The sequence below is a fragment of the Streptomyces sp. NPDC111606 genome, from assembly GCF_055656945.1.
Map to the genome: position 1 here is coordinate 799,584 of NZ_JBVKBY010000003.1, position 13,408 is coordinate 812,991.

Genomic DNA, 13,408 nt, shown 5'->3' on the forward strand with positions numbered 1-13,408 from the left:
ATCCGAGCAACACGTCCCGTTCGGTCGGCTAGCGTGAAGTGCGTCGACTGTGGTGGCGCGTGCCGCGACGGTCGGCGGGGAGAGCGGACGGGGCGGAAAGGCAGGACGCGCCATGCCCGACAGGCCGATCGATCTGGATCTGCGCAAGCTGCGCTACTTCGTGGCCGTGGCCGAGCGCCGGCACTTCGGGCAGGCGGCCGTGGCCCTGCACGTCACCCAGCCCGCGCTGTCCCGGCAGGTACGGCAGCTGGAGCACGAGCTACGGGTCGAACTGTTCACCCGCAGCACGCGCGAGGTCTCGCTCACCCCGGCCGGCGAGCAGTTCCTGCGCGACGCCAAGGCGCTGCTCGCCGCCGCGGAGGCCGCCCAGGAGCGGGCCCGGCGTATCGGCGCCGGTGACGACGCGCTGGTCGTCGGGTTCATGCTGGGCACGGATGTGAGCCTGGCGCTGAACGCGTTCTCCGCGCGCTTCCCCCGTGTCTCCATCGAACTGGTCCGGCTGCGCTGGTGGAGCCAGGCGCGGGCCCTCCTGGACGGCAGTGTCGACGTCGGGTTCGTCCGTCCGCCCCTGGAGGCCGACGGGGTGGAGCTGCTCGCCCTGTACGCCGAGCAGCTCGCCGCCGTCCTGCCGATCGATCATCCGCGGGCCCGCGACGCCAAGGTCGCCCTCGCGGCCCTGACCGACGACCCCGTCCTGGACTACGCCGGGGCGGCCGAGGCCTGGTCGGCCGTATGGAACGCCGACCCACGCCCCGACGGCACCCGGCCCGGCCATGGCCCCGCCTTCCACGACATGGAGGAACTGCTGGGCTACGTCAGAGGCGGGCGCGGAATCGCCTTCGTGCCGAGCTCCGTCGCGGCCGCCTTCCCCCGGTCCGACATCGCGTACGTCCCCGTCGCCGACGTACCGCCGGGGCAGGTGTCCCTCGCCTGGAACGGCTCGCGTGCCTCGCACCTCGTGACGAGCTTCGTAGAGACCGTCCAGGCCGCCGTGCGGGCCCGAGGCACGGCGTAGACCTGCGCCGATGCCTTCTCGGCATCAATCGAGCCGTAACAAGCATTGGACGGGATCACAGTGGGCTCGGAGACTCGGAAGCACCAGGAAATCAACTGGAGCACTTCCCCCCCGACCCCCTTGGAGCCCGCGATGCGTGCTGCCGTCGCCACCGGCGCGAACCTTCCCCTCGCCCTCGACACCCTCGACATCCCCCAGCCCGCCCCCGGCGAGGTCCTGGTCAAGGTCACGGCGTGCGGTGTCTGCTTCTCCGACCTGAACCTGCTGCGCGGCCACTACCCCTTCGCCCGGTTCCCCGTCATCCCCGGCCACGAGATCACCGGAGTCGTGACCGCCGTCGGCGAGGGCGTGACCTTCCCCGAGGTCGGCACCACGGTGGGCGCCCAGTTCCTCTACGACTCCTGCGAGCACTGCGACTACTGCGTGCGCGGCGACCAGATCCTGTGCCCCCGCAAGCGGATCACCGGCATCGTGGCCGACGGCGGCTACGCCGAGTACGCCCTGCTCAAGGCCAACTTCGTCACCCCCCTGCCCGACGGCCTCGACCCGGTGTCCGCGGCGCCGCTGATGTGTGCCGGCCTCACCGCCTTCAACGGCCTGCGGCAGGGCGGCGCGAAGGCCGGTTCCCGGGTCGCCGTCGTCGGTCTGGGCGGAGTGGGCACCCTGGCCGTGCGCTATGCCGCCGCCATGGGCGCGCGGGTCGCCGTGGTGGGCCGCTCCCGGCGCGGCGAGGACCAGGCCAAGACCCTGGGCGCCGAACTCTTCGTCGCCACCGACGAGTCCGACCCGGCCGAGGCGCTCAGGGCGTGGGACGGCGGCGCCGACCTGGTGCTCAACGCGGCCCCCTCCACCGCCGCGGCCGGAGCCACCCTGGGCGGCCTCGCCCCCGACGGCACCCTGCTGCTCCTCGGCTACGGCTCCGAGCCGCTCACGCTGCCCACCCCGCCCATGGTCCTCAACCGCCTGCACGTGGCCGCGTCCCCCTCGGGCTCGCCCCACGACCTGCGCGACACCCTCGCCTTCTCGCTGGCCCACGGCATCCTGCCCGAGGTCACGCCGATCACCCTGGACCAGGCCCCGGCGGTTCTCGACGCCATGGCGGAGGGCTCCGCCCACGGCCGCAGCGTGATCACCTTCGCCTGACCGACCGGAACCACCCCTCACTTTCCGCACGCCACCAAGGAGTCAGCCATGCCCTACGTCGTCCTCGTCACGGGTGCCTCCAGCGGCTTCGGCGCCCTGACCGCCCGCGCCCTCGCCGACGCCGGACACACCGTCTACGCCGGGATGCGGCAGACCACCGGCCGCAACGCCCCGGCCGTCGCGGACGCGCAGACCTACGCCGACCAGCACGGCGTGGCGCTGCGTGCCGTCGAACTCGACGTCTCCGGCCAGGAGTCCGTGGACGCCGCGGTCGCGCAGGTGACCGCCGAGGCCGGGCGGATCGACGTCGTCGTCCACAACGCCGGGCACATGGTCCTCGGCCCGACCGAGTCGTTCACGCCGGAGCAGATCGCCGAGATCTACGACACCAACGTGCTCTCCACACAGCGCGTCAACCGGGCCGTACTGCCACAGATGCGGGGCCGGCGCGACGGTCTGCTGCTGTGGGTGGGGTCGTCCAGCACCTACGGCGGCACCCCGCCCTACCTCGGCCCCTACTTCGGCGCGAAGGCCGCGATGGACCACCTGGCCAAGAGCTACGCGGTCGAGCTGAGCCGCTTCGGCATCGACACGGCCATCGTGGTCCCGGGTTCCTTCACCTCGGGCACCAACCACTTCGCCCACGCGATGCACCCCGAGGACACGGCCACCGCGGAGGCGTACGACGCCTTCTACGCGGGCCTGATGGACGACGTCGGCAAGGCCCTGGCCGCCCTGGCACCCGCCGACGCGGACGTCATGGAGGTGGCCCGAGCCATCGTCCGCATCGTCGACACACCGAAGGGCGAGCGCCCCTTCCGGATCACCATCGACCCGGCCGACGACGGTTCGGAGCGGGTCAGCGACGTCGCCGACGGCGTCCGTGCCGACTTCTACGAGCGCATCGGCATGACGGACCTGCTCACGCCCCGCACGGCCGGCTGACCCTCACCGCTCCAGCAGCATCCGCTGCAACTCCCGCGCGGCCCGCGGCGGAGCCACGTCGCTGCGGTGGGCCAGGGCGATCGTGCGGTGCAGTCCGGGCCGGGCCAGCGGGGTGACCCGCAGCCCCCGGCCCGACCGGGCCGCCACCATGCGCGGTACGACGGCCATCCCCAGCCCCGCCCGCACGAACCCCAGCACCGCGTCCATCTCCCCGCCCTCGACCGCGAAGTCCGGCTCGAAGCCCTCGGCACGGCACGCGGCCACCGTCAGCTCACGCAGGTCGTAGCCGTGCCGGAACATCACCAGCCGCTCGCCCTCCAGGTCGGCGATGCGCACGGTGCGCCGGCCGCCGCCGGGACGAAGCGCCTCCGGCGAGGAGACGACCACCAGGTCCTCGCGCAGCAGCTCCACCGTGGTCAGCGCGGGGGAGGCCGTCGGCAGGGGCAGCACCACCAGGGCCAGGTCGAGGGCACCGCGGGCCAGCTCCCGGATCAGGTCGTGCGAGCCGCCTTCCTCGATCAGCAGCTGGATGCCGGGATAGCGGTCGTGGAAGGCGCGCAGCACATCGGGGAGCAGGCCCGTGCACAGGCTCGGCGTCGCGCCCAGCCGGACCCGCCCCCGGCGCAGCTGCACCAGTTCCTGCACCTCGTGGCGTGCGGTGTCCGCGTCTGCCAGGATGCGCCGGGCCAGCGGCAGCAGGGCCTCCCCGGCGTCCGTCAGCGTGATGTTGCCGCGCGCCCGCAGGAACAGATCCGCGCCCAACTCCCGCTCCAGCGACTTGATCTGCTGCGACAGCGAGGGCTGCGCGACATGCACCAGGTCGGCGGCCCGGGTGAAGTGCCGGGTCTCCGCGACCGCCACGAAATACTGGAGCTGCTGGAACTGCATCCAGCCAGCATAGGGCTTGTCTATCGAAACGAGCCGGACCATGTCTTGGACCGATGGGGTGGCCCGGCCGTAGCGTCCTGTTCCATGGCTCTGGCAACGCGGACGGATCGACGGCCGTCCATGGCACGCACGGTGTGGGACTCGACCGTCGGCAAGAAGACCGTGATGGCGGTCAGCGGTCTGATCATGCTGGCGTATCTGGTCGTCCACATGATCGGAAACCTGAAGATCTTCTTCGGGGCGGGCGAGTTCAACCACTACGCGCACTGGCTGCGCACCGTCGGCGAGCCGTTCATGCACTACGAGTGGACGCTCTGGCTCGTCCGTATCGTGCTGGTCGTCGCCGTCGTCGCCCATGCCACGTCGGCCTACCAGCTCAGCCGCCGCGACATCAGGGCGCGCCCCAGCAAGTACGTGCACAAGAAGCCGAGGGCCTCCTACGCCACGCGCACCATGCGCTGGGGCGGCATCATCCTCGGCCTGTTCATCGTCTGGCACATCCTCGATCTGACGACCGGCACCGTGCACTCCGGCGGCTTCCAGGAGGGCCGGCCGTACCAGAACGTCGTGGACACCTTCTCCACCTGGTACGGCAACGTGATCTACATCGTCGCGATGCTCGCCCTCGGCCTGCACATCCGGCACGGCTTCTGGAGCGCCGCCCAGACCCTCGGCGCCGGCAGCCGCACCCGCGACCGCGCCCTGAAGGCCACGGCCGACATCCTCGCGCTGCTGCTCACGGTCGGTTTCATCGCCGTACCCGTGGGCGTCATGACCGGATTGGTGAACTGACATGTCTACCTACGCCGAGTACACGACCGGCGAACCGGTCCTCGACACCAAAGCCCCCGCCGGGCCCGTGGGCGAGCGCTGGGACAAGCGCCGCTTCGAGGCCAAGCTGGTCAACCCCGCCAACCGGCGCAAGCACACGGTGATCGTGGTGGGCACGGGCCTGGCCGGCGGCTCGGCGGGCGCCACCCTCGCCGAACAGGGCTACCACGTCGTCCAGTTCTGCTACCAGGACTCCCCGCGCCGCGCCCACTCCATCGCCGCGCAGGGCGGCATCAACGCCGCGAAGAACTACCGCAACGACGGCGACTCCATCCACCGCCTTTTTTACGACACGGTGAAGGGCGGCGACTTCCGCGCCCGGGAGTCCAACGTCCACCGGCTCGCCCAGATCTCCGTCGAGATCATCGACCAGTGCGTCGCCCAGGGCGTGCCCTTCGCCCGCGAGTACGGCGGTCTGCTCGACACCCGCTCCTTCGGCGGCGTCCAGGTGTCCCGCACGTTCTACGCCCGCGGCCAGACGGGCCAGCAGCTGCTGCTCGGCGCGTATCAGGCACTGAGCAGGCAGATCGCCGCGGGGAACGTCGAGATGCACCCGCGTACCGAGATGCTCGACCTGATCGTCATCGACGGCAAGGCGCGCGGAATCGTGGCCCGGGACCTCATCACCGGCCGCATCGACACCTACTTCGCAGACGCCGTCGTACTCGCGAGCGGCGGCTACGGCAACGTCTTCTACCTGTCGACGAACGCCATGAACTCCAACGCCACCGCGATCTGGCGGGCACACCGGCGCGGCGCCTACTTCGCCAACCCCTGTTTCACGCAGATCCACCCGACGTGCATCCCGCGCACCGGCGACCACCAGTCCAAGCTGACGCTGATGAGCGAGTCGCTGCGCAACGACGGCCGGATCTGGGTGCCGAAGGCCAAGGGCGACGACCGTCCCGCGAACAAGATCCCGGAGGACGAGCGCGACTACTACCTGGAGCGCATCTACCCGTCCTTCGGCAACCTGGTGCCCCGCGACATCGCCTCCCGCGCCGCGAAGAACGTGTGCGACGAGGGGAGGGGCGTCGGACCCGGCGGGCAGGGCGTCTACCTGGACTTCGCCGACGCCATCGAGCGGATGGGCCGCAAGGCCGTCGAGGCCAGGTACGGCAACCTCTTCGACATGTACCAGCGGATCACGGACGAGGATCCGTACGAGGTGCCGATGCGGATCTACCCGGCCGTGCACTACACGATGGGCGGCCTGTGGGTCGACTACGACCTGCAGACCACCGTCCCCGGCCTGTTCGCGATCGGCGAGGCCAACTTCTCCGACCACGGGGCGAACCGGCTCGGCGCCTCGGCCCTGATGCAGGGCCTGGCCGACGGCTACTTCGTGCTGCCGGCCACCATCAACGACTACCTCGCCCGCAATCCGCACCGCGAAGCGGCCACCGACGAGCACCCCGTCGTGCAGGAGGTGCTGGCCGAGACCCAGGACCGGCTCAACCTGCTGCTGGCCGTGGACGGGGACCGTACGCCGGACTCCTTCCACCGCGAACTCGGCGAGCTGATGTGGGAGTTCTGCGGGATGGCCCGCACGGACTCCGGACTGCGCAAGGCCCTCGAACGCATCCCGCAGATCCGCGAGGAGTTCTGGCGGCGGATCAAGGTGCCGGGCACCGGCGAGGAGTTCAACCAGTCGCTGGAGAAGGCCAACCGCGTCGTCGACTACCTGGAGCTCGCCGAGCTCATGTGCCTCGACGCGCTGGACCGCAGCGAGTCCTGCGGCGGCCACTTCCGCGAGGAGTCGCAGACGCCGGACGGCGAGGCGGCCCGCAAGGACGACGAGTTCGCCTACGCGGCGGCCTGGGAGTTCACCGACACGGGCACCGCTCCCGTGCTGCACAAGGAAGACCTGGTCTTCGAGTACGTCCACCCCACCCAGCGGAGCTACGCATGAAGCTCACCCTGCGCGTCTGGCGGCAGCGCAACGCCGACGCCGACGGCGCCATGTCCACGTACGAGGTGGACGGCATCTCCTCCGACATGTCCTTCCTGGAGATGCTCGACACCCTCAACGAGGAGCTCGTCCTCCGCGGTGAGGACCCGGTCGCCTTCGACCACGACTGCCGTGAGGGCATCTGCGGTGCCTGCTCGCTCGTCATCAACGGTGACGCGCACGGCCCCGAGCGGACGACCACCTGCCAGCTGCACATGCGGTCCTTCAAGGACGGCGACACGATCGACATCGAGCCGTGGCGGGCGTCGGCGTTCCCCGTGATCAAGGATCTGGTCGTCGACCGGACCGCGTTCGACCGGATCATCCAGGCGGGCGGGTACGTCACCGCCCCGACGGGTGCCGCGCCGGAGGCCCATGCCACACCCGTACCCAAACCGGACGCCGACTTCGCCTTCGAGCACGCCGAGTGCATCGGCTGCGGGGCGTGCGTGGCCGCGTGTCCCAACGGGGCGGCGATGCTGTTCACTTCCGCCAAGGTCAACCACCTGAGCGTGCTGCCGCAGGGGGCGCCCGAGCGCGAGACCCGTGTCCTGGACATGGTGGCGCAGATGGATGACGAAGGCTTCGGCGGGTGCACTCTCACCGGAGAGTGTGCCACCGCCTGCCCCAAGGGCATCCCGCTGATGTCCATCACCAGCATGAACAAGGAGTGGCTGCGGGCCACGCGGAAGGTGAAGCGGTAGGGCGAGACGCCCAACAGACGTTCGCCGAAAGGTGCGGACGGGCGGGGCCGGGAGTGGTGCTCTCCGGCCCCGTCTGGCGTTTCCGCACCCCCCGGGTGAACAGCACTGGATCGCCCGGCTGACCGGCCGGACACCGGAACATGGACGGCCGGTACCAGCTCGCGCCGTTCAACATTCGCACATCCACTCTCCTGGCACAGGTCACGCATACGCCAACCGGCATAGGAAGAACAGGGGCGGCACATCGCACCGCTCCCACCGAGCTCCGCTCGCCGTCCCCGGCCCGTGACCAGGAGTAAGCCATGACCGGCGTACTGACCGTCGACCGTCCCCCGCAGCCCACGGCACCCACCCGCTACACCGTCGGCCTCGCCCGCAACGAGGAGGACGTGCGCGCCGCCCAGCGGCTGCGGCACGACGTCTTCGCCGGTGAGATGGGAGCCCTGCTGACCACCCCGCAGCCGGGTCACGACATCGATGCCTTCGACGCGTACTGCGACCACCTGCTCGTCCGTGAGGAGGTGTCCGGCCAGGTCGTCGGCACCTACCGGCTGCTCCCGCCGGAGCGGGCGGCGGTCGCGGGCCGGCTGTACTCCGAGGGCGAGTTCGACCTGAGCCGCATCGACGGCCTGCGTCCGAACCTGGTCGAGGTCGGCCGCTCCTGCGTGCACCCCGACCACCGCGACGGCGCCGTCATCAGCCTCATCTGGGCCGGCATCGCCCGCTACATGGTCGACCGCGGCCACGAGTGGCTGGCCGGCTGCTGCTCCATCCCGCTGGCCGACGGCGGCAAGCTCGCGGCGGCCACCTGGGACCGGGTACAGGCCAAGCACCTGGCCCCGGAGGAGTACCGGGTACGCCCGCTGCGGCCCTGGCAGCCCACCGAGCCCGCCCCCGCCGCCCGTATGGAACTCCCGGCCCTCCTGCGCGGCTACATCCGCCTCGGCGCCTGGGTCTGCGGCGAGCCCGCGCACGACCCGGAGTTCGGCGTCGCCGACATGTACGTGCTGCTGTCGATGCGCCGGGTCAACTCGCGCTACCTGCGGCACTTCCTCTCCCTCGTCCCGGCGTGACGGACGTGGCGGCCATGAGCACCCCCTCCCTCGGTGCCGTCGGTGTCCCCACCGCGACCGCTGCCAAGGCCCAGGCGGCCGGCGCACCGGCCGCAGCGGCCCACCCCGTCGAGGTGGCGACCCTCTGGCGGCCCAGCGCCCCCTGCACCCCGCACGGGTGCGTGGACGCGACGGGGCCGGCCAGGGCCCTGCCCCTGGCCGCCCTGCGGATCGCGGCGGTCCTGCTCCTGCTGATCGTCGGGTTCCTGCTCACCCCGCTCGGCGGGCGGATACCCGGCGCACTCGTCCGGCGCTGGTCCCGGTGGGTCGTACGGGCCGCGGGCGTCCGGGTACGGATCGACGGCCGCGCCGCGTCCGACGGCGGGCTGCTGCTCGTCGCCAACCACGTCTCCTGGCTGGACATCCCGCTGCTCGCCGCCGTCCGTCCGGCCCGGATGCTCGCCAAGTCGGAGATCCGGGACTGGCCGGTGGCGGGGTGGATGACCGCCCGCAGCGGTGCCCTGTTCATCGACCGGGACCGGATCCGCGCCCTGCCCGAGACGGTGGCCCGGATCGCCGAGGCGTTGCGGGCCGGCGAAGCGGTCGCCGTCTTCCCCGAGGGCAGTACGTGGTGCGGCCGGGCCCAGGGTTACTTCCGCCGGGCCGCGTTCCAGGCAGCCCTCGACGCGGGCGTCCCGGTCCAGCCGGTCCGCCTGCGCTACCGGGCGGCCCAGGGCACGCCCAGCACGGCGGCCGCGTTCGTCGGCGCGGACGCGCTGCTCACCTCGGTGTGGCGGGTGGTGCGGGCACGCGAGCTGGTCGCGGAGGCGGACGTACGGGAGCCGATCGCGCCCGGGAGCCGTCCCGACCGCCGGTCCCTGGCCCGAGCGGCCGAGGTGTCCGCGCTGTTGGGGGCCTGTCAGGTCCAGGTCCCTCGCCAGTCCCGCGCCGTGGCCCTCCCGGTGAAGGGCGGAATCCAAGCGGTACCCGCCGTGGCCGAAGAGGAGCAGTCCGCCCCGTCGCCCGAGCCGCTCACGGCATGACCCGGGCGAGATACGGTGCCGTGGCGCTGCCGCCCGCCCGCGCCACCTGGGCGGGCGGGCCCGCCGCCACGATCCGTCCGCCCGCGTCACCACCGCCCGGCCCCAGGTCGATCACCCAGTCCGCGCCCGCGACGACGGACATGTCGTGCTCGACCACGACGACGGTGTGCCCGGCGTCGACGAGCCCGTGCAGCTGGCGCATCAGCACCTCGACGTCGGCCGGGTGGAGTCCGGTCGTCGGCTCGTCGAGGAGGTAGAGGGTGTGTCCGCGCCGGCCGCGCTGCAACTCGCTCGCCAGCTTGATGCGCTGGGCCTCACCGCCGGACAGCTCGGTGGCGGGCTGCCCGAGACGCAGATAGCCGAGGCCCACGTCGAGCAGGGCGCCGAGACTGCGGGCCACGGCCGGGGTGTCCGCGAAGAACTCCGCCGCCGCCTCGACCGTGAGGTCCAGCACCTGTGCGATGCTCCGTCCCCGGTACGCCACTTGCAGCGTCTCGGGGTTGTAGCGGGCCCCGCCGCAGTCCGGGCACGGCGCGTACGTGCTCGGCAGGAACAGCAGCTCCACGCTGACGAAGCCCTCGCCCTGACAGGTCTCGCACCGCCCGCCGGCGACATTGAAGGAGAACCGCCCGACGCCGTAACCACGGGCCCGCGCCTCGTCGGTGGCCGCGAACACCTTGCGTACGACGTCGAAGAGCCCGGTGTAGGTGGCGAGGTTGGAGCGCGGGGTGCGGCCGATCGGCCGCTGGTCGACCGAGACCAGCCGCCCGACACCCGCCTGCTCCTCGGTGATCTCGCCGATGAGCGTGGACTTGCCCGAGCCCGAGACACCGGTGACGGCCGTGAACACGCCGAGCGGGAACTCGGCGGTCACCCCGCGCAGGTTGTGCCGGGTGACCGGGCCCACCTTCAACTGGCCGCGCGGGGACCGCACTTGGCGAGCGGAGGTGGACGAGCCGTCGAACAGGAAGCGGGCGGTGGCCGACTCCGTGACCGCCGCCAGCTCCGCCACCGGCCCGCTGTGCAGCACCTGCCCGCCGTGCTCACCCGCCTGCGGTCCCACGTCGACCAGCCAGTCGGCGCCGCGCATGACGTCGAGATGATGCTCGACCACGAACACCGTGTTCCCGCCCGCCTTCAGCCGCGCCAGCACCGTCAGCAGCGCCTCGGTGTCCGCCGGGTGCAGCCCCGCGGACGGCTCGTCGAGGACGTACACCACACCGAACAGCCCGGACCGCAGCTGCGTCGCGAGCCGCAGGCGCTGCAGTTCGCCCGCCGAGAGCGTGGGCGTGGCGCGGTCGAGGCTCAGATAGCCGAGGCCGAGTTCGACGACGGGCCCGATACGGGACTTGAGGTCCTCGGTGAGGACACGGGCCGCCTCCGAGGAGCCGCCCTGCAGCAACCCCGCCAGCTCCGTGAGCGGCAGCGCGGCCACATCGGCGATCGTCCGGCCGGCGAAGGTCACCGCCAGCGCCTCGGGCCGCAGCCTGCTGCCGCCGCACGCCGGGCACGGCGCGGCGGCGAGGAACCGCTCCGCCTTCGTCCTGAGGGTCGGGCTCTTGGAGTCGGCGAACGTCTTCATGACGTACCGGCGGGCGCTCATGTACGTGCCCTGGTACGGGCGTTGGATGCGGTCTGCGTCGCGCACCGGGTGCACGGTGACCACCGGCTGCTCCTCGGTGAACAGGATCCACTCCCGCTCCTCGGCGGGCAGCTCTCGCCAGGGCCGGTCGACGTCGTGGCCGAGCGCGTCGAGGATGTCGCGCAGGTTCTTGCCCTGCCAGGCACCCGGCCACGCGGCGATCGCGCCCTCCCGGATCGACAGCCCCGGATCGGGAACCAGCAACTCCTCGGTCGTTCGGTGCACCTGCCCGAGCCCGTGGCACTCCGGGCAGGCACCGGCCGCCGTATTCGGTGAGAAGGAGTCCGAGTCGAGCCGCTCGGCGCCCGGCGGATAGTCGCCCGCCCGGGAGTACAGCATCCGCAGGGAGTTGGAGAGGTTGGTGACCGTGCCGACGGAGGAGCGGGACGTCGGCGCCGAGCGGCGCTGCTGGAGGGACACGGCAGGCGGCAGCCCGGTGATCTCGCCGACCTTCGGCGCACCGACCTGGTGGATCAGCCTGCGTGCGTACGGCGCGACCGACTCGAAGTAGCGCCGCTGGGCCTCCGCGTAGATCGTGCCGAAGGCGAGCGACGACTTCCCGGACCCGGACACACCGGTGAACACGGCCAGCACGTCCCGTGGGATGTCGACGTCCACGCCCCTGAGGTTGTGCTCACGGGCGCCGCGTACGCGGACGTAGGGGTCGTGCGGGGAGTGCATGGGGTGAGGGCTCCGGAAGGTGGGGTGTCGATGTCGTGGGCAAACCTCGTCGTGGGCAAACCCCGCAATTCTAAACGAACGGGGCGCGCGGGCCGTATGAGCCACCTGCTGTTCACGATGCCGTCGGCTCGCCCACACCGGCCCCCCATACCGTCTCGCCAGTCTCTCTTCCTACCGAGGAGTATCGTGAGCGCCTCAGCTCTGAGCACTCTCACCGCCGCGCTGCTGATGGTCTCGGGCGCGTCAGCCCCGCAGCCGGTCGCCGTCTCCGCGCGCGTGGAGACCCCCGCCGTGTACGACGACGAGGCGGGCGGCAACGCCGACGCCGACGACCCGGCCGTCTGGGTCGACCCCCGCGACGCGGGCCGCAGCCTCGTGATCAGCACCCTGAAGGAGGCCGGCCTCGACGTCTACGGCCTCGACGGCAAGCGGCTCCAGCACATCGCCGCGCCCGCGGCACCCGGCGAGGACGCCGCGCCCGGCCGCTTCAACAACGTCGACGTCGTGTACGGCTTCGAACTGGGCGGCAGGAAGACCGACCTGGCCGTGGTCAGCGACCGCGGCCGGGACCGTGTCCGCGCCTACGCGATCGACCCGGCCGCGGTGGCGGCGGGCAGGCCCCCGCTGAAGGACGTGACGGCGGCCGGCGCCGCGCCCGTCTTCTCCGCGAGCGAGGCCGAGGTCGACGACCAGCGCACCGCCTACGGGCTGGCCGCCTTCAGCGACGACGACAACGCCTACGTGGTGGTGTCGCGTCGCTCGGAGACCCGGGTACGGCTGCTGCAGCTGGAGGACCGGGGCGGCCGCGTCGGCTACAAGGCCGAGGACACCCTCGACCTGCCCGGCTCCTTCACGCTGCCGAACGGCAAGAGCTGGACGCCCTGCGCCGACCCCGGCGATCACGCGCAGGTCGAGGGCATGGTCGTCGACCAGGAGAAGCACGTCCTGTACGCCGCCCAGGAGGACGTCGGGCTGTGGCGGGTCGACCTCGACGACGAGGAGTTCGGCCGGCCCGAGCTGATCGACCGGGTGCGGGAGTACGGCACCCCGTGGACGTATGACGCCGAGGAGGAGGAGTGCGTCGTCGACACGGCCAACGACCCCGGCTTCGGCGGTGAGCACCTGAGCGCCGACGCCGAGGGCGCCACGATCTACCACGCGGCCGACGGCAAGGGATACCTGCTCGCCTCCAGTCAGGGCGACAACACCTTCGCCGTGTACGAGCGTCAGGGCCGCAACGCCTACCTCGGGTCCTTCACCGTCACCGACAGCGCCGCCACCGACGGGGTGCAGCACTCCGACGGCGCCGCCGTGGTCAATGTGCCACTGGGCCGCTCGTTCCCCAAGGGCCTGCTCGTCACCCACGACGGCGAGGCCGCGCCCGCCGACGGGGACCGGGAGGGCACCAACTTCAAGTTCACGCGGTGGGATTCGGTGGCGACCGCGTTCCCGAAGCCGCTGACGATCGACACCAAGTCGTTCGACCCGCGCGACACGGACTGACGCCCCGGCC

Annotated in this window: 11 protein-coding genes; 9 read left to right on the forward strand and 2 right to left on the reverse strand. The window is 71.8% G+C overall.

The genetic code is table 11. From position 1 onward, the window contains the following. The first annotated feature begins 112 nt into the window (after window positions 1-112). The 3 genes from ACZ7M7_RS15275 (at window position 113) to ACZ7M7_RS15285 (ending at window position 3,103) form a co-directional block, all read left to right on the forward strand. Window positions 113-1,015, forward strand: a complete 903-nt coding sequence (locus ACZ7M7_RS15275) for a LysR family transcriptional regulator (protein ID WP_472116548.1) — start codon at window positions 113-115, stop codon at window positions 1,013-1,015. A 132-nt stretch (window positions 1,016-1,147) separates the two neighbouring features. Then, complete coding sequence (locus ACZ7M7_RS15280) at window positions 1,148-2,158, forward strand: alcohol dehydrogenase catalytic domain-containing protein (RefSeq protein ID WP_369274966.1); 1,011 nt, start codon at window positions 1,148-1,150, stop codon at window positions 2,156-2,158. 48 nt (window positions 2,159-2,206) lie between these two features. Continuing rightward, a complete protein-coding gene (locus ACZ7M7_RS15285) occupies window positions 2,207-3,103 on the forward strand; it encodes an SDR family oxidoreductase (RefSeq protein WP_470943701.1) in 897 nt (298 codons plus the stop codon). Between the two features lie 3 nt (window positions 3,104-3,106). Here ACZ7M7_RS15285 and ACZ7M7_RS15290 read toward each other — a convergent pair whose 3' ends face one another. Continuing rightward, on the reverse strand, window positions 3,107-3,991 hold the full coding sequence (locus ACZ7M7_RS15290) for a LysR family transcriptional regulator (protein ID WP_472116552.1): 885 nt from the start codon (window positions 3,989-3,991) through the stop codon (window positions 3,107-3,109). Window positions 3,992-4,111: 120 nt separating this feature from the next. On the opposite strand from ACZ7M7_RS15290, the gene ACZ7M7_RS15295 reads away from it, so the two are divergent. The 5 genes from ACZ7M7_RS15295 to ACZ7M7_RS15315 all read left to right on the forward strand — a co-directional run bounded on the left by ACZ7M7_RS15295 (window position 4,112) and on the right by ACZ7M7_RS15315 (window position 9,572). Continuing rightward, entirely contained in the window at window positions 4,112-4,783 is a 672-nt protein-coding gene (locus tag ACZ7M7_RS15295; protein WP_383599787.1) for a succinate dehydrogenase, read from the forward strand. Window position 4,784: 1 nt separating this feature from the next. Beyond that, window positions 4,785-6,734: a fumarate reductase/succinate dehydrogenase flavoprotein subunit gene (locus tag ACZ7M7_RS15300; RefSeq protein WP_472116555.1), complete on the forward strand. Its 1,950-nt coding sequence runs from the start codon at window positions 4,785-4,787 to the stop codon at window positions 6,732-6,734. After that, window positions 6,731-7,477: a succinate dehydrogenase/fumarate reductase iron-sulfur subunit gene (locus ACZ7M7_RS15305; protein WP_472116558.1), complete on the forward strand. Its 747-nt coding sequence runs from the start codon at window positions 6,731-6,733 to the stop codon at window positions 7,475-7,477. The genes ACZ7M7_RS15300 and ACZ7M7_RS15305 overlap by 4 nt, the downstream gene beginning before the upstream one ends. Before the next feature lie 302 nt (window positions 7,478-7,779). Beyond that, window positions 7,780-8,550, forward strand: coding sequence for a GNAT family N-acetyltransferase (locus ACZ7M7_RS15310; protein ID WP_383599778.1), 771 nt, complete (start codon window positions 7,780-7,782; stop codon window positions 8,548-8,550). 14 nt (window positions 8,551-8,564) lie between these two features. Then, a complete protein-coding gene (locus tag ACZ7M7_RS15315; RefSeq protein WP_472116561.1) occupies window positions 8,565-9,572 on the forward strand; it encodes a lysophospholipid acyltransferase family protein in 1,008 nt (335 codons plus the stop codon). Here ACZ7M7_RS15315 and ACZ7M7_RS15320 read toward each other — a convergent pair. After that, window positions 9,562-11,895, reverse strand: coding sequence for an ATP-binding cassette domain-containing protein (locus ACZ7M7_RS15320; protein WP_472116564.1), 2,334 nt, complete (start codon window positions 11,893-11,895; stop codon window positions 9,562-9,564). The genes ACZ7M7_RS15315 and ACZ7M7_RS15320 overlap by 11 nt on opposite strands. A 186-nt stretch (window positions 11,896-12,081) precedes the next feature. Here ACZ7M7_RS15320 and ACZ7M7_RS15325 point away from each other — a divergent pair, with 186 nt between their 5' ends. After that, window positions 12,082-13,398: a phytase gene (locus tag ACZ7M7_RS15325; protein WP_472116567.1), complete on the forward strand. Its 1,317-nt coding sequence runs from the start codon at window positions 12,082-12,084 to the stop codon at window positions 13,396-13,398. The last annotated feature ends 10 nt before the right edge of the window (window positions 13,399-13,408 follow it).